General features: G+C 51.0%; 17 protein-coding genes. 4 read left to right on the top strand and 13 right to left on the bottom strand.

The window, feature by feature from the left end; all coding sequences use genetic code 11:
• Positions 1 to 120 precede the first annotated feature (120 nt).
• Positions 121 to 363 (top strand): hypothetical protein, encoded by a 243-nt coding sequence (locus EFBL_RS15035; protein ID WP_096182900.1) that lies wholly within the window; start codon positions 121 to 123, stop codon positions 361 to 363.
• 655 nt (positions 364 to 1,018) lie between these two features.
• Here EFBL_RS15035 and istB read toward each other — a convergent pair.
• From istB to EFBL_RS15015, 4 genes are all read right to left on the bottom strand, one after another.
• A complete protein-coding gene (gene istB, locus EFBL_RS15025; protein WP_096182899.1) occupies positions 1,019 to 1,762 on the bottom strand; it encodes an IS21-like element helper ATPase IstB in 744 nt (247 codons plus the stop codon).
• Between the two features lie 2 nt (positions 1,763 to 1,764).
• Positions 1,765 to 2,628 carry a Mu transposase domain-containing protein gene (locus tag EFBL_RS21400; RefSeq protein ID WP_231705823.1) on the bottom strand — a complete coding sequence of 288 codons (864 nt, stop codon included), beginning with the start codon at positions 2,626 to 2,628 and terminating at the stop codon, positions 1,765 to 1,767.
• Complete coding sequence (locus tag EFBL_RS21395; protein ID WP_231705822.1) at positions 2,601 to 3,314, bottom strand: integrase catalytic subunit; 714 nt, start codon at positions 3,312 to 3,314, stop codon at positions 2,601 to 2,603. Before EFBL_RS21395 ends, EFBL_RS21400 begins: the two co-directional genes overlap by 28 nt.
• 437 nt (positions 3,315 to 3,751) lie before the next feature.
• On the bottom strand, positions 3,752 to 4,096 hold the full coding sequence (locus EFBL_RS15015; protein ID WP_096183048.1) for an HNH endonuclease: 345 nt from the start codon (positions 4,094 to 4,096) through the stop codon (positions 3,752 to 3,754).
• 263 nt (positions 4,097 to 4,359) lie between these two features.
• On the opposite strand from EFBL_RS15015, the gene EFBL_RS21940 reads away from it, so the two are divergent.
• On the top strand, positions 4,360 to 4,443 hold the full coding sequence (locus EFBL_RS21940) for a putative holin-like toxin (protein ID WP_369690108.1): 84 nt from the start codon (positions 4,360 to 4,362) through the stop codon (positions 4,441 to 4,443).
• 323 nt (positions 4,444 to 4,766) lie between these two features.
• On the opposite strand, the gene rlmD is transcribed toward EFBL_RS21940, so the two are convergent.
• Together rlmD and EFBL_RS15005 are read right to left on the bottom strand one after the other, a co-directional pair.
• Complete coding sequence (rlmD, locus tag EFBL_RS15010; RefSeq protein ID WP_096182898.1) at positions 4,767 to 6,149, bottom strand: 23S rRNA (uracil(1939)-C(5))-methyltransferase RlmD; 1,383 nt, start codon at positions 6,147 to 6,149, stop codon at positions 4,767 to 4,769.
• Positions 6,137 to 6,718: a cyclodeaminase/cyclohydrolase family protein gene (locus EFBL_RS15005; RefSeq protein ID WP_165912415.1), complete on the bottom strand. Its 582-nt coding sequence runs from the start codon at positions 6,716 to 6,718 to the stop codon at positions 6,137 to 6,139. The genes rlmD and EFBL_RS15005 overlap by 13 nt, the downstream gene beginning before the upstream one ends.
• 191 nt (positions 6,719 to 6,909) lie before the next feature.
• Between EFBL_RS15005 and EFBL_RS15000 the strand changes: the two genes are divergently transcribed.
• Positions 6,910 to 8,097 (top strand): copper amine oxidase N-terminal domain-containing protein, encoded by a 1,188-nt coding sequence (locus EFBL_RS15000; protein WP_096182896.1) that lies wholly within the window; start codon positions 6,910 to 6,912, stop codon positions 8,095 to 8,097.
• A 35-nt stretch (positions 8,098 to 8,132) separates the two neighbouring features.
• Here EFBL_RS15000 and EFBL_RS14995 read toward each other — a convergent pair whose 3' ends face one another.
• The 6 genes from EFBL_RS14995 to EFBL_RS14970 form a co-directional block, all read right to left on the bottom strand.
• Positions 8,133 to 8,480, bottom strand: a complete 348-nt coding sequence (locus EFBL_RS14995; protein WP_096182895.1) for a hypothetical protein — start codon at positions 8,478 to 8,480, stop codon at positions 8,133 to 8,135.
• An 88-nt stretch (positions 8,481 to 8,568) separates the two neighbouring features.
• Complete coding sequence (locus EFBL_RS14990) at positions 8,569 to 9,450, bottom strand: diacylglycerol kinase (RefSeq protein ID WP_096183047.1); 882 nt, start codon at positions 9,448 to 9,450, stop codon at positions 8,569 to 8,571.
• An 11-nt stretch (positions 9,451 to 9,461) separates the two neighbouring features.
• A complete protein-coding gene (gene gatB / locus EFBL_RS14985; RefSeq protein ID WP_096182894.1) occupies positions 9,462 to 10,907 on the bottom strand; it encodes an Asp-tRNA(Asn)/Glu-tRNA(Gln) amidotransferase subunit GatB in 1,446 nt (481 codons plus the stop codon).
• Complete coding sequence (gene gatA / locus EFBL_RS14980; protein ID WP_096182893.1) at positions 10,904 to 12,370, bottom strand: Asp-tRNA(Asn)/Glu-tRNA(Gln) amidotransferase subunit GatA; 1,467 nt, start codon at positions 12,368 to 12,370, stop codon at positions 10,904 to 10,906. The genes gatB and gatA overlap by 4 nt, the downstream gene beginning before the upstream one ends.
• Position 12,371: 1 nt before the next feature.
• Entirely contained in the window at positions 12,372 to 12,662 is a 291-nt protein-coding gene (gene gatC / locus EFBL_RS14975) for an Asp-tRNA(Asn)/Glu-tRNA(Gln) amidotransferase subunit GatC (protein WP_096182892.1), read from the bottom strand.
• Positions 12,663 to 12,720: 58 nt separating this feature from the next.
• Positions 12,721 to 13,029, bottom strand: a complete 309-nt coding sequence (locus EFBL_RS14970; protein ID WP_096182891.1) for a winged helix-turn-helix transcriptional regulator — start codon at positions 13,027 to 13,029, stop codon at positions 12,721 to 12,723.
• A 119-nt stretch (positions 13,030 to 13,148) separates the two neighbouring features.
• On the opposite strand from EFBL_RS14970, the gene EFBL_RS14965 reads away from it, so the two are divergent.
• A complete protein-coding gene (locus EFBL_RS14965; RefSeq protein WP_096182890.1) occupies positions 13,149 to 13,847 on the top strand; it encodes a pirin family protein in 699 nt (232 codons plus the stop codon).
• Positions 13,848 to 13,869: 22 nt separating this feature from the next.
• Here EFBL_RS14965 and EFBL_RS14960 read toward each other — a convergent pair whose 3' ends face one another.
• Positions 13,870 to 14,790 (bottom strand): ketopantoate reductase family protein, encoded by a 921-nt coding sequence (locus tag EFBL_RS14960; RefSeq protein WP_096182889.1) that lies wholly within the window; start codon positions 14,788 to 14,790, stop codon positions 13,870 to 13,872.
• Positions 14,791 to 14,823 lie beyond the last annotated feature (33 nt).

Below are 14,823 nucleotides of genomic sequence, written 5' to 3'. Positions count from 1 at the left end.
ACGGATGTTTGATTTTATTATACCAAACGTTAGTTCGTATTCATAGAGGTTCCTGAGCTAACTGGAGAATCAAATTATGATATAATTAAATGTGAAGTACCATTAGTGAGGTGTTGGATTATGCAATGGCAAGAAGTTCGAAGCATTTACCCTGATCAGTATGTCCTACTCGAAATTTTGAATTCTCATATAGAAGATACTGTTCAATACGTTGACGAAGTCGCTTTGATCAGAGCAATCCAAGATCCTGACGAAGCAACTAGAGAACTCTTGAAGTGTAAAAACAACAACATCGTCTATCACACCGGCCAAGAAAAAATAGCTATAGAACTCAGAAAAAATCCTTTCTACAGGAGCCGCTAAGGTTCAGATCCAATTGATCGATGATCTGCTGCAAACATCAATGACGATTTGTTACAGAGGGCGATCCTTAACAATCGATAACTTAGTGATTGATACTGGTGCTGCGCACTCCTTCTTATCCTCTGATATCGTAACAGAAATCGGCATCAAATTCGAAAACGGCGATAGGCTTGTACGAACTTGGCGATTTGGTGATAAAGGATATCAGAATAGATTTCGGTGTATTTCATGAGGATATTAATTACATTAACGGCCTAATCGGATTGGATATTCTGACAAGCGGCAACATGATCATCGACCTTCATCGGATGCAAATGTATCCGGCAAACTTCAAATAACACTGAAAAGGGGACGTGCATTACGCACGTCCCCAATTCGTCCCCAACTCCCCTAACCACTCACTCAAACCCTTATATATCAAGGAACAAACCGTCTCGATATGCCCCGTTTGAGGAAACATTCTTACCTGGGATGTAATCTGTTGCAATCCGCAGAAGCCTTGATGTGACGGGCTTTTTGATAATTGATTTCCGTGAATATTTCGATGCGCCGGAGCCGCTAGGTTAATGAATGAGAGCCACTCTGTTAAGGATATAGAGCCATAATGTTAATTTGGAGAGCCACCCCGATATGAGGCAGCTCTTTAGTAGTGTAATTATACCTGAAGCCCTTTTTTCTTTCGCATGGAATCTTCTCCATCGATGAGGATATGGTACGAGTTGTGTACTATGCGGTCAAGGATCGCATCCGCCATGGTATGTTCGTTGATTTTCTCGTGCCACCCCTCCGGTGAAAACTGGGAAATGAAGATTGTGGAGGCATTTTGATGGCGCGCCTCGATGATTTCTAGCAGGTCGCGGGATTCGGTCATTGTGAGCGGAACGAGTAACCACTCATCAATGATCAACAGGCGAACTTTCTTGTAGTGAGCGATCACTTTCTTATATGTTCCGTCTCCCCGGGCAATTGCAAGATCGGTCAAAAGCTCTGGCAAACGGATGTACTTGGTGGCGAGAAAATTCCGGCATGCGGAAATGCCGAGTGCGCAGCCAATATAGGTTTTTCCAGCACCGGATGCCCCCATGAGAATGACATTATGTTTCTCGTGAATAAAATTGCCGGTGGATAAACGCAAGATTTGCGCTTGATCCAATTTCCGATCCGCATGATATTCAATGTTTTCAACGCATGCATTTGGATAGCGAAATGTCGCCTTTTTGATGAGTCGATCCAGTTGATTGTTCTTGCGTCTGGCCCATTCTGCATCCACGAGTAATCCGAGCCGTTCTTCAAAGGACAGTGTGGAGTAAGAAGGCGTCTGCATTTGCTCCCGAAGAGACTCCGCCATCACGCTGAGTCGCATACTGATGAGTTTGTTCATGGTCGTTTCGTTAAGCATAGTTATTTCCTCCCGTAGTAAGTTGCGCCGCGCGTAAAGCCATGTTGACTGGAACGGTTGGCGGATTCGGTTTCCGTTGTCGCCGCCTGCTCGTCAACTATGAGATCCTGACCGGATTTAAGAATGGTGCTAATGTGTTTGTAGCTAGGGTGTGGGGTGTAGCTGAGCGCCCTGGCGCAGGCGGCCTCCACACGAACGAGCGAGTAGCGGTCTGCTAGTTTCAGAACGCCCATACAAGCCTTGTATCCTTGTTGTTCGACACGATGGCCGGTCAGAATGGCTTGAATCGCTGCAGTGGTGTAAGGACCGACTTGCTGTGCCCATGACACAAAGCGCTCGGCATTCCATTGAACGTATTGCTTATGTTTGTCCGGCATATGATCCGCCACCGTATGATATTGTCCAGGACGTCCGTAGAGCCTGGGATGAGAACAAATGCGATGATGGTTGTAGAATACTTCGATGACACCTTTGGTGATGCGAACATCTACTTTTTGCTTGATATATTCATAGGGGATGCTGTAATGCATCTTGTCGACGGCTATGTGATAATTAAACTGTACGGTGGCGACTTTCCAGGTGGCGCATTCGTACAAGGAAGCTGGCAGCGGTTGCAGGGTATGTTTCTCCTCATCAAGAAACGTACTGAGCCTGCTGCCCGGTTTCTTCTGAAAAGGGCGCTTATTAAACGCTGCGAGTTTTTCAGCGATGGCCGCGTTAAGTTCAGTCAGCGTGAAGAATGTCTGATTCCGTAAAGCAGCGATAATCCAGGTGGAAATGATTCCGACCGTCCCCTCCGCACTAGGCTTGTCCTTGGGCTTTCGGACGCGTGCTGGAATCACTGCCGTGCCATAGTGCTCGGCCATTTCATGATAGGTTTTGTTGATGACAGGGGAATACCATGAGGATTGTTCAACACCGGTCTTGAGGTTGTCGGGTACGAGAATTTTGGAACACCGCCAAAATGAGTAAAGGCGTTGTTATGAGCCGCAATCCAGCTTTCCTGATTCTGAGACAGAAAGCCTTCCACGTAGGCATATTGGCTGCAGGATAAGGCTGCAACAAAGATGTACACAGGCACCAATTCTCCTGTCTCTGCGTCCACTAACGAAGCGGTTTGGCCTGCCCAATCGACTTCCATTTGCTCGCCGGGTTTACGCTGGATATGCATTGTGGCTTTCGTGGTCGCGGCATACTTGCGGTAGTAGTTACAGAATTGGGTGTACTTCAGGGGAATTTCTTGACTTAGACGGCACATCTCGCAGTATTCACTCCAGAGTAGGCTAAGGGTGACGCCGCTCTTGGCTAATTCGCGATGGATGTACTCGCAATCCGGAATCTTGCGTGAAGAAACTTGCGCTTTTTCGGGGAATAACAGATACTGCAGATCGGCATCCGCCACGTCTTCTGGCAGTGGCCATGACAGATCTTTCTCCTTCGCACGCTTCAATACCTCGGATACGGTGTTTCGCGAGCATTGACAACTGGACGCAATGCTACGTTGGCTTAAGCCCATGCCGCTTAGCCGCAGAATTTCTCGATACTTGGTCATTGGGTGACCCCTCCCGCTGTTTATTTGCGCTCTGCTTTAGAGACGCATTCCTCCATTGTACCGGATGAAACAGCGGTGGCTCTCATGGATTAACGTCGTGGCTCTATTTTATTAACAAGGTGGCTCTCACTCATTAACTCACTGGCCTTATGGCAGTGAAATATTCAAAAGGGTCATCGAAGAGGTGAGTAAACTGGCGAAAAAAGAATAAGCTGATACTTCGGGCTATGCACGTGATGTTGTGAATTTGCAGACATACGACAAGTTCGCTCGAATCAATTCCCATAATTCGGCATCAATCCTGAATCAGCACCGCATTTTAAAAGAGACTATCGATACAAACGTCAAAGAAGGAATGTCCGAGAGAATGGATTCGAGCGTCTGTCAGGAAGTGTATGATCGCAAAAAAGGAACCTCCATCACAGGAAGTTCCACAACTATGCCAAATAAACATTTTCATTATGCCATCTTAAAAATTGGGATGACGGCTTTTCTTGTATATTGTCAGGTATCACAGCTAACTTTTTACCATGGAAAGCATAGTACTCTTTGCCGTTTCCGTAATCTTCCTTTATCCTCTTGCTTACCTCAATGTGCAAGTCTTCATTGATGGTTATATATCCTCTATCAAATAACGTATGAAGATCCTTTCTCAGCAATAAGCCATTGCTCGTGCTGTGGGGTCCGTTTTGAGAGTAAGGTTTGATATGGGCCGCTTCCAATACAGGCAATGTCTTCTCTCCTGATATGGCACAACGCCGATGATAGGCCTCTGTTACCATAATCTTAAAAATCCCTTGTCCGATTCGGGGATATATGATTTGGCCTGCCCCATATCTGTTCGATGTACTCTCTTCATATACGCTGTCTGCTTGACTTATTGAAACTCGATTCAACTTTACTGTAGGATGTCACTTCCTCATTCAGATGATTCCTCATTCAGATGATTGTAGGGAAATAAGTTGATTGGTATAATATCCCTGTACAATAGAACCGGCGCTTCAAGGGTGGCCGCGGCTGATCCCCTTTGAAAGGGGGTGATGCCATGACAGTATATGAAGCATTGTCCCTGATGATCGCATTCGGGATTTTGATTGCTACAAAACTGTCTCAGAATAAAAAGAAGTAGGTCACCCTTGAACTTTTTGGGGAAGTCCGGGTGACCTTGCTTCTACCTGCTCCACAATTGAGCCGTGGCCCTTTGAGGGCGACTATTGTACCTGACCGTATGTTACCAGCACCTGCGGTCGTTTTTATAATATGCCACATAAGTAACTTATAATAGTATCTTGACAAGAAACTGTACAAAAGTCAAGAAACAGAAAAGAGACTGTTTCCGGTCCCCTAATGTTTGCCCCCTGGCAGCACCGTGAAATACCGGCATGCCAACTCAACCGCCCGTAATATGGTCAAAATGTGGTGAATCACATTTTTTCAATCCGAAAAATCTTATTATTTCAAGGTTAGTAAGGTTACACACTCCACATGATACGTATGCGGGAACATATCCACCGGCTGAACCTCTTGCGTCTTGTACCCCCGGTCTTCCAGGAACCGCAGGTCGCGGGCAAGCGTGGAAGGATTGCAACTTACATAGACAACCCGCTCTGGTCGCATATCCACAATTGTCGATAACAAAGCTTCGTCACAGCCTTTGCGGGGTGGGTCGACCACGACCACATCGGCCCGCAGACCCCGTTCCTCGTACAGCCGGGGAATCACTTTCTCCGCTTCGCCTTCCAGGAACCCCACATTCTCAATTCCGTTCAGTTCCGCATTCCGCTTGGCATCCTCAATGGCCGCCTCGACGACTTCCACGCCCACGACATGCTTGGCCTTCCGCGCCAGAAACAGCGATATCGTGCCAATCCCGCAGTAAGCGTCAATGACAGTCTCCTTCCCGGTCAATTGCGCATATTCCAGAGCCTTCCCATACAAGACCTCTGTCTGAACCGGATTCACCTGAAAGAACGAACGGGCCGAGATGGAAAATCGGACATCGCCAATCCGGTCCTCAATCCGATCCTTGCCCCACAGGGTGTAGGTATCAGGTCCAAAAATGACATTGGTGACCGCCGTATTCACGTTCTGAATAATGGATACCAGGTGGCCAATCTCCATCCGCAAACGAGACACAAGCTCCTCCACACGAGGAATCTTGCGACCGTTCGTCACCAGCACCACCATGGTTTCACCTGTGTGATAGCCAACGCGGGCGACGATATGCCGAACGAGTCCCTGATGGCTGACCTCGTCATATACCGGGATCCCGAGGTCCACCAGAGCCCGCTTGACCTTCCCCACAATCTCGTCACTATACGGATGTTGGATCAAACAGCCTTCCATGTCGATAATTTCGTGGGTGCGGGGAGCGTAGAAACCCGCGACTACCTTGCCGTTGACAAGCCCCACCGGCACTTGCGACTTGTTTCGGTATTTCCAAGGCTCGTCCATGCCAAGCACGGGAAGAACTTCAACATCCTCCAGTTTTCCAATCCGTGCCAGGGCATCCACCACCAGTTGCCTTTTATGGGCAAGCTGTCCCTCATAGGTCATGTGCTGCAGATTACATCCCCCACAGCGGTGATAAATCGGGCAGGGCGGTTCTGCCCGAAATTCCGAAGCCTGCAGCACCTCAACCAATCTGGCAAAACCATAGTTCTTGTTGACCTTGGTCACCTTCGCCCTGATCCGTTCCCCTCTGATGGCCCCCGGCACAAACAGGGTGTAGTCCTGATAGCGACCTACACCTTCCCCTTCGTGCCCCTGCCCTGTTATATCAAGTTCCACGTATTGATTTTTCTCTACCGGAAGTTGTGCTTTTACTTTTGCCATGATTCGTCCCTTGCCTTATTCAAAATTCGGCAGGCAGCCTCGTGGGCCTGGATGCGCCACTCCTCAATCCGCTCCAGGAGAACCTCATCTCCGCCGCCACCCCACTCAATATCCGTCCGCTCAATCTCATAAATAGCGTCTGCCGCCCCACGCCCCAAATGAGCAATCACCCGCACATCGGCACGAACGGAACTGGCCGCCTGATCCGCAACCCCTTCCATTAGACGCAGCACCTTTACAAGAGAGGAGGCAATCTTGGCAGGCGCGGCAATCTGCTTTCGGACACAGGCCGGTCCCTCTCCCCGAATCAGTCGGGCGGCTTCCTGTACATCTTCCTCGGCAAAGCGCAGAAGATTTTCACTTAATTCACCTGCCGCATCCGCCACTGCCGACCAAACAGGAGGCCCTCCACAGGCCGAATGTTTAATTGACACCCGCGCAATCAATTCTGTAAGACTTGCCAATAAGGCTCCCACGACACCGATTACAGCACCGCCCGCAGGACTGGGAATCTCGGGGCGGCCGACTTCCTTGCAAAAATCTATGAGAGAACAATTCTTATACTCCATCCGTACACCCTCTTCCGCTTTCCTAGTATACACCAAATATGGCCGGTTCTCCCGTGAGGGAGAAACCCAAGAAAGCGAGAACTCCCAAAGGATCGGCAGTTCGTCAAACTTTAACATGGATCAAATTGCATTTGAACATTGAACCCGATATAGTAGTGTTGTATAGTCATTACATTTTTTAGGAGGACCCCATGAAGAAGAGAACCCTTTCTGCTCTGGTGGCAGGCTCCCTGCTCCTGAGCGGACTCACAGGAATGTCGAGTGTTGTTCAAGCCGAAACCAAATATAACATCATTGTCGAAGACAAGGCGATTGCGTTTGACCAGGAACCATTTTTGCAGAAAGACCGTCTTATGGTTCCGCTTCGAGCGTTAGCGGAAGGATTGGGCGCTGAAGTTACATATGATGCCGCAACTGACACTGCCACCATCAAGAAAGAGGACATTACTCTGTTTCTTGACTTCAAAACCGGTCTCGTAACGAAGAATGGCGAACCTGTGACCATGGATCCGGCCCCGCAGGTTGTCAATGGTCGCACCATGGTTCCCATCCGCTTCATCTCCCAGGCTTTCGGCAACAATGTGGATTGGAATGGCTCCACCAATACGGTCACCGTATTCCCAACCGAGTCCACCATGAAAATGCGCCAGAAGATCAAAGAGATTCTGCTCAAGTCGACTGAAGAAACCAATAAGCAGGATTCGTACCAGTTCGACATGAACCTGTCGGCCGAAATTCCGACCAACACCCTGAAAGTCACAGTTCAAGGGAACGCGTTGTTTGACTATACCAAGAATCCGTTTGTCCTGCACGGCAAGGGATCGATGCAAGGCGGAACCCTCCTGCAACAGCAAACTGCGGAATTTGAAATGTACCTGATGGACGGCTACGTGTACTTCTTCGAACCGACCAGCAAACAATGGATGAAAACGCAATTCATGAAGCCGGAACAGTGGGACCAATTCGTCAAAATGTCCACCGGATCGAACAGCGAACTCCAAGCGGCTCAAGCCGACCTGATCCTGCCTTTCGCAACTTTGAAGGAAACTTCCGATTCCTATATGGTGAATTATAACTTCAACGCAGCGGGCATCAAGAAACTGATGGAAAAATCGGCCGTTCAGCCCCCCGAGCAAAACCCGCAAGCGTTGGAGGCCATCAAAACCATGAGAATGTCTGTTGAACTTGACAAGTCCACCTACCTGCAATCCAAATTCAGTCTGGAGTTTCAAATGAACCTTCCAGGCATGGGAGCCATCAAATACGTCATTGACGGAAACGTCAAAAACTACAACAAAGTCCAAGCCATCAAACTGCCGGAAGAGGCAAAAAATGCAGTCGAGATGAAACTTCCCACAACGCCAATGCCACCTATGTAAGCAAAAGGATGGGCGAGGGCCCATCCTTTTGCTTATTACTCCCCTATTTCTTTCACCGTGATCACCGGAACCGGCTTTGACACGTAAGTGCCTTCCAGCTTCTCTGCCGGCAGGACTCCCTGCTTGGCAAGCTCCTTTATGTTGGCGTTGTTGGGATTCGATATGTAATAACGCAACTCCTCGCTTGGCAGAAGCGGGAAAACCTTCCTCAGGTCAAATGAACCCCGGTCCTGCAGATAGATTTTCAACTGATAGGGACCGTATTGCTGCTCGGTGGGTCCCGGAAAGGTATCCAGCAGCTTCCGCCGCATCTTTTCCAGTTCCGCCTCAATCAGCTTCTTCAGTTGATCCAGTTCGTAATACCTCGCGAGAAAGTCCTGCATGCCCATCCCCCCCGACTGCGCGCCACAGGCCCATCCAACCCGCCTGAGGGCTCTTTCTATGTCTATGGGGGACAAACCCGAATTAGAACTATGCCAACACCTGCAAATGATGTCTGAGGACCACAAATTCGGCCGGGAGTGTGCCACCATGCTCTCCGTCCAGGTTCAGATCCACATGTTCCCGGGATCTGACTGTCAAACGATCCGCCTGGAAATGAATCACGCGGTTGCTGTGTATATGCTCTCCCCGGAGCGCCTGGGTGGCCAGCCTGATGATATCCGGAATGGTCGATTGCTTTACGATGATCACATCCAGCAACCCGTCATCCATCTTGGCATCAGGGACCAGATTTTCAAACCCGCCCACCCGTCGGGAATTCATAATCAGGCACAGCATGGCTTTCCCTGAGAACCCGAAGTTCTCGGCCTCCACTTCCAGGTGAATGTCCCTTAATTGAGGGATTTTCTCCAGCCCCTTCATGTAGTAAGCCAACTGGCCCAATGCGGTCTTCAGCTTGCTTGGCACCTCGTAGGTAATTTCCGTAAGCCTTCCACAACCGGCTATATTGATGAAAAATTGGCCGTTGGCCTGCCCGACATCCAGAGGTCGAATCTGAAACCGGGTCAACTGGTGGGCCGCTTCCAGCAAATCCCGGGGCAGCCCCAAAGCTCCCGCCAAATCGTTGCTGGTCCCGGCCGGCAGAATTCCCAGCACCGGCCGCTTCTCCGCTTGCGCCAAACCGTTTACCACTTCGTTGACAGTGCCGTCACCGCCAGCGGCAATCACGTAGTCGAACCTGTCCTCCGCCGCCTGCATGGCAGCCTGAATCGTGTCCTCCGACCCTTTGGTCATATGGCAGGACGTCTCAAGCCCGGCCAACTCCAGAATGTCAAGAATTTCGGGCAGGTGTTGGCGCATGGCTTCTTTTCCGGAAGAGGGGTTGTAGATGAGTCGAGCCCGTTTTCGCATAGGAAACTGCACTATTGAATCCGCTCCAGTATCAGCTTGTTCAGCATTTGCGGATTCGCCTTGCCCTTTGTCGCTTTCATGGCCTGGCCGACAAGAGCGCCAATCGCTTTCTCCTTGCCCGCTTTATAGTCCGCAACCGATTGCGGGTTGTTGGCGATCACTTCTTCCACAATCTTGGCCAGTTCGCCCTCATCCGAGATCTGAACCAGGCCTTTTTCCTGGATGATTCTCTCCGGATCGCCGCCTGTTTCAAACATCTCTTCGAACACCGTCTTGGCAATCTTGGTCGAGATCGTTCCTTTGTCAATCAAGCCAATCAATTTCCCAAGCTGGTCCGGTTTTACTTTCGAGTCCTTGATCTCAAGTCCGGCTTCGTTCAAGTGGCCCATCAATTCGCCCATGATCCAGTTGGACGCCGCTTTGGCGTTATCCGTATGCTTCAGGGTCTCTTCAAAGAAGTCGGAAATTTCCTTGGCCGAAGTCAGAACTCCCGCATCATAGGATGGCAATCCAAGCTGTTCCACATACCGGGTTTTGCGCTGATCGGGGAGTTCCGGAATGGTGGTCCGAATCTCCTCCACCCACTCCCGGCCAATAACCATCGTGACCAGATCCGGGTCCGGGAAGTACCGGTAATCATGCGCTTCTTCCTTTGAGCGCATGACAATGGTTTCATTCTTTGCATCATCCCAGCGAAGGGTTTGCTGGACAATGGTACCGCCTTCACTCAGCACTTTTGCCTGCCGTGACTGTTCATATTCAAGGGCCCGCTGGACGTTGCGGAAAGAGTTCATGTTCTTGAGCTCCGTTTTCGTGCCGAACTCTTTCTGCCCGTAGGGGCGGAGGGAAATATTCGCATCGCAGCGCAGCGATCCCTCTTCCATCTTCACGTCCGAGATCTCGCAATACTGCATGATCGCTTTCAACTTCTCCAGGTAAGCCCGGGCTTCTTCCGGAGTCCGGATATCCGGCTCCGACACGATTTCAATCAACGGCACGCCCACCCGGTTGAAATCGACCAGCGTATGGGTTCCATCCGGGGCATGGGTGGATTTGCCCGCGTCCTCCTCCAGATGAACCCGCGTAATGCCAATCCGCTTGGTCTCCCCGTTCACTTCGATCTCGATCCAGCCATGTTCACCCACCGGTTTGTCATACTGGGAGATCTGATAAGCCTTCGGCAAATCGGGATAGAAATAGTTTTTGCGGTCGAATTTGCTTTCTTCCGCAATCCTGCAGTTTAACGCCATTGACGCTTTGATTGCCAATTCCAGCGCTTGACGGTTGAGAACCGGAAGCACACCCGGATGTCCAAGACAAATGGGACATACATTGGTATTGGGAGGAGCACCGAAATGCGTCGGACACCCGCAGAAGATCTTGGACCGGGTCTTCATCTCAACGTGGACTTCCAGACCAATAACCGTCTCAAATTGGGCAACTGTCGCCTGTGTCATGCCCGTACACCTCCTGCCAATGCAGGACGGAGATCCAACTTCGCCTGCTGCTCATATGCATGAGCCACCTTCAAGAGAGTGGACTCATCGAATGCTTTGCCGATAATCTGGAGCCCGACAGGCATTCCTTGCGCCAAACCGCACGGCACCGAGATTCCGGGAAGCCCTGCCAGGTTCACGGGTATCGTATAGATATCATTCAGGTACATGGTCATGGGGTCGTCGATTTTCTCTCCGGACTTGAAAGCCACAGTCGGAGCTGTCGGCGACACGACCACGTCAAACCGCTCAAACACTTTGTCAAAATCCTGCTTGATCAGGGTACGGACTTTTTGCGCCCGCAGATAATACGCATCGTAATAGCCGGAGGACAAAGCGTAAGTGCCCAGCATGATCCGGCGCTTCACTTCCGGACCGAAGCCCTGGGCCCGTGTCTTCTTGTACATATCCAACAGGGCCTCCGCATCTTCCACGCGGACCCCGTAACGGACCCCGTCATAGCGGGCCAGGTTGGAAGAAGCTTCTGCCGGTGCGATCAGGTAGTAAGTGGAAACAGCATATTGGGTGTGCGGAAGTGTTACCTCTTCAACAACGGCACCAAGGGATTCCAGCGTTTGGATCGCTTCTCTCACCCGTGCCGCCACTTCCGGATCGAGTCCTTCCGCAAAATATTCCTTCGGCATCCCGATGCGGAGCCCCTTGATGTCCCCGGTCAAAGCGGCCAGATAATCGGGAACTTCCACATTGGCCGATGTGGAATCCATCTTGTCATAGCCGGCAACCGCTTGGAGTACGGTTGCTGCGTCTTCCACATTCCGGGCAATGGGGCCGATTTGATCCAGGGAGGAGGCAAACGCCACCAATCCGAAGCGGGATACACGGCCATAAGTGGGTTTAAGGCCTACCACCCCGCAATAGGAAGCCGGTTGACGCACGGAGCCGCCGGTGTCAGAACCAAGCGCAAACGGAACATGCCCCGCAGCGACAGTGGCAGCCGAACCGCCGGAGGAACCGCCCGGCACCCGTTCCGGATCCCAGGGATTCGCCGTTTTGAAAAAGGAAGAATTCTCCGTCGAGGAACCCATCGCAAATTCGTCCATGTTGGTTTTTCCGACCAGAACGTAGTTATGTTCTTCCAGTTTCGCCACAGCAGTGGCGGTATAAGGCGGAATGTAATTGGCAAGAATCTGGCTGGCACAGGTGGTTCTTACACCCTCGGTACACATGTTGTCCTTCAAGGCGCCTGGGATTCCGTATAACAAAGGCAGGTTTCCTTCTGGCAGATTGTCCAGTTTTTTCGCGCGGGCCATAGCCTCTTCAGCGGTTACGGTCAGGTACGCTTTGATGGTTCCGTCCGTTTCCTCAATTCGCTGGAGGGCGACTTCCGTCAGTTCGGAAGGCTTGATCTCCTTGTCGCGAATCTTTGTGTGCAAATCACGAATCGATACGTCCAGTATGCTCATGTTATCCCTCCATCACAGCCGGTACCCGGAACTGGCCCGCATCCTTGTCCGGTGCATTTGCCAGTGCCTGCTCGTTGGTGAGCCACACACGGGACTTGTCCTCCCGCATCACATTGTGGATCGGCAGCACGTGGCTGGTGGGCTGTACGTTCTCCAGATCGAGTTTCTGCAGTTCTTCCGCATGCTGGAGGATCTTGTTCAACTGATTCGTATATTGCTCCATTTCGTTATCCGTCAGGGCAAGCCGCGCCAGATTCGCGACGTGCGCCACATCTTGGGTCGTTATGGACATAGGTTCACCCCCGAAAAATCATTTTCAGATTATACCATAAGGGCGACAGCGCCGCCAATCAAATCCATTTTTCCGACCAGGCCTGGATCGATTCAACGACGTTCTTCAAGTCCATTCCTTTGGGGGTAAGTTCATACTCCACCCGCACCGGTGTCTCGGGATATACGTTGCGAACGACAATTCCGGCAGCCTCCAGTTCCTTGAGACGTTCCGTCAGCATTTTATCGCTCATTTCGGGAACAATTTCCTTGATGTCCCGAAACCGCTTGGGGCCGCCCAACAGAACCCGGATCAGCAAACCGGTCCAGCGTTTGCCAAGTATCTCAATTCCGGCTTCGTACTTTGGGCACATCGTTGTGTAATCCATCCTGATCACCTCTATGCCTCATCATAACACAATGTAGCGTGTTGAATTCTTTACAAATATTATACTATAATAAAGTAAGTAACTAAACAACCAAACCGTAACCAAAAGGAGGAAATCCCATGATCCGCATCATCCGCTCCAATGAGCGTTATCTTGCAGAACACGGCTGGTTGACCAGCCGCTTCAGTTTCTCCTTTGCCGAATATTACGATCCGGCCAATCTGTCCTTCGGCCCCATGCGGGTGCAGAATGACGACATCATTCAACCCGGCACGGGCTTCGGCATGCATCCGCATAAGGAAATGGAGATTGTCACTTACGTCATCAGCGGCCAACTGCAGCATGAGGACAGCACCGGCAACCGGGAAGTGCTGCGGGCCGGCGAGCTTCAACGCATGAGTGCCGGAACGGGAATCTTTCATTCAGAAGTGAACCCGTCGGCGGAGGAGCCGGTTCACCTGCTGCAGATGTGGTTCTTGCCGGAGACCCGGGGACTCACCCCTTCTTACGAACAGAAAGGATTCGACCGGGAAGCGCGAATCGACAAACTGCTGCCTGTCGTCTCCAATCGCCAATATGACGGCAATCTTCACATTCATCAGGATATGACCATCTATCTGTCCACGCTGCAAGCCGGTTCCGAAATCAACTACACGACACAAACCGACCGCCGGACTCACCTGTTTGTAATTGACGGCTCACTGACATTGAACGGTGACAAAATGGCTCAAGGCGATGCGGCCAGAATCCAGCAGGTTGCAGACCTCCATCTGGCAACCGGTACAGGCGCTGAGTTTATGTTGATAGACCTGCCGTAGGAGGATGGCCCCCCTTCTCGGCCTACTTGGCACCCCCGTATTCATAAGGCTTGATCAAACCGTACAAGGTCCTGACGGTCGGCACTTCGATGCCGGCCTGCCGGGCAATCCGGACTGCCGCTCCCTGAAGGTATTCCACTTCCAGTGGCAGGCCTTTGCGGAAATCCTGGTGCATGGATGAAGTGGCCCCTTCCGGCAGCCGGTACATGTTGTCAACCGTCTTGTCGGCAAACCGCTCCGAAAGCGTTACTCCTTTCGCGCCTGCCAGATCCCGCATTTCCGAAAGTGCCAGGCGGAATACTTCCAGCGTCGGTTCATGCATCAGGACTTCATTGATCGGCAGCCGGCTGGCGGTAGTCACCCCGGAAAATGCCGTGATAAAGGCATATTTGCTCCACATGTCAACGCGAACATCTTTGCTTAATTTCAGCTTCATGTTTGCGCCTTCCACCGCCTCTTCCAGTTGGCGGCAGAACTCTTCCTGCCCGGGAGTCAACGGCCCGAAAGTGATTTCATGCATCTGATTGGTATGAAGGATTCTTCCTTCCCGGTCAAGGGTTGAGATAATCTGGCAAATGCCCCCCAACACCGCTTCTTCTCCAAACTCCCGCTGCAGAATGTCAAAGTGTTCAATACCGTTCAGCAAGGGCAGCACCTTGGCTCCCTTTTCAAACAACGGACGAATCGATTCAATCGCTTCTTTCAAATGGTAGTTCTTCACTCCGAGAATGACCAGATCGCACGCCTCAATCTCCTCTGCCGCAAGAGCCGTCTTCGGGACCAGTTCCGCATCCCCAAACGGGCTTCGGATGATAAGACCGGTCTCCTTAAGCTGTTGGGCCCTTTTTTCCCGGACCAGATATGTAACATCAAACCCGGCTTCCTGCAGCCTTCCGCCGAAATAACCGCCAACCGCTCCGGCTCCCACCACTGTCACTTTCATTCTGACCACCCTTTCCTGTTGGAAATCCAGTCT

The sequence above is a fragment of the Effusibacillus lacus genome, from assembly GCF_002335525.1.
GTDB classification, from domain to species: Bacteria; Bacillota; Bacilli; order Tumebacillales; family Effusibacillaceae; genus Effusibacillus; species Effusibacillus lacus.
Note: the sequence above shows the minus strand (reverse complement) of the source record. Positions and strands in the feature narration are given on the sequence as shown.

Coding starts and splice junctions, on each gene's coding strand:
- gatB (WP_096182894.1), bottom strand. CDS start 10,907: ATGACACAGGCGACAGTTGCCCAATTTGAGACGGTTATTGGTCTGGAA.
- EFBL_RS14970 (WP_096182891.1), bottom strand. CDS start 13,029: ATGGATTACACAACGATGTGCCCAAAGTACGAAGCCGGAATTGAGATA.
- EFBL_RS21940 (WP_369690108.1), top strand. CDS start 4,360: ATGACAGTATATGAAGCATTGTCCCTGATGATCGCATTCGGGATTTTG.
- istB (WP_096182899.1), bottom strand. CDS start 1,762: ATGCTTAACGAAACGACCATGAACAAACTCATCAGTATGCGACTCAGC.
- EFBL_RS14965 (WP_096182890.1), top strand. CDS start 13,149: ATGATCCGCATCATCCGCTCCAATGAGCGTTATCTTGCAGAACACGGC.
- EFBL_RS21395 (WP_231705822.1), bottom strand. CDS start 3,314: ATGACCAAGTATCGAGAAATTCTGCGGCTAAGCGGCATGGGCTTAAGC.
- EFBL_RS14995 (WP_096182895.1), bottom strand. CDS start 8,480: ATGCAGGACTTTCTCGCGAGGTATTACGAACTGGATCAACTGAAGAAG.
- EFBL_RS15005 (WP_165912415.1), bottom strand. CDS start 6,718: ATGGAGTATAAGAATTGTTCTCTCATAGATTTTTGCAAGGAAGTCGGC.
- EFBL_RS15035 (WP_096182900.1), top strand. CDS start 121: ATGCAATGGCAAGAAGTTCGAAGCATTTACCCTGATCAGTATGTCCTA.
- gatC (WP_096182892.1), bottom strand. CDS start 12,662: ATGTCCATAACGACCCAAGATGTGGCGCACGTCGCGAATCTGGCGCGG.
- EFBL_RS14990 (WP_096183047.1), bottom strand. CDS start 9,450: ATGCGAAAACGGGCTCGACTCATCTACAACCCCTCTTCCGGAAAAGAA.
- EFBL_RS15015 (WP_096183048.1), bottom strand. CDS start 4,096: ATGGTAACAGAGGCCTATCATCGGCGTTGTGCCATATCAGGAGAGAAG.
- EFBL_RS15000 (WP_096182896.1), top strand. CDS start 6,910: ATGAAGAAGAGAACCCTTTCTGCTCTGGTGGCAGGCTCCCTGCTCCTG.
- rlmD (WP_096182898.1), bottom strand. CDS start 6,149: ATGGCAAAAGTAAAAGCACAACTTCCGGTAGAGAAAAATCAATACGTG.
- gatA (WP_096182893.1), bottom strand. CDS start 12,370: ATGAGCATACTGGACGTATCGATTCGTGATTTGCACACAAAGATTCGC.
- EFBL_RS14960 (WP_096182889.1), bottom strand. CDS start 14,790: ATGAAAGTGACAGTGGTGGGAGCCGGAGCGGTTGGCGGTTATTTCGGC.
- EFBL_RS21400 (WP_231705823.1), bottom strand. CDS start 2,628: ATGGCCGAGCACTATGGCACGGCAGTGATTCCAGCACGCGTCCGAAAG.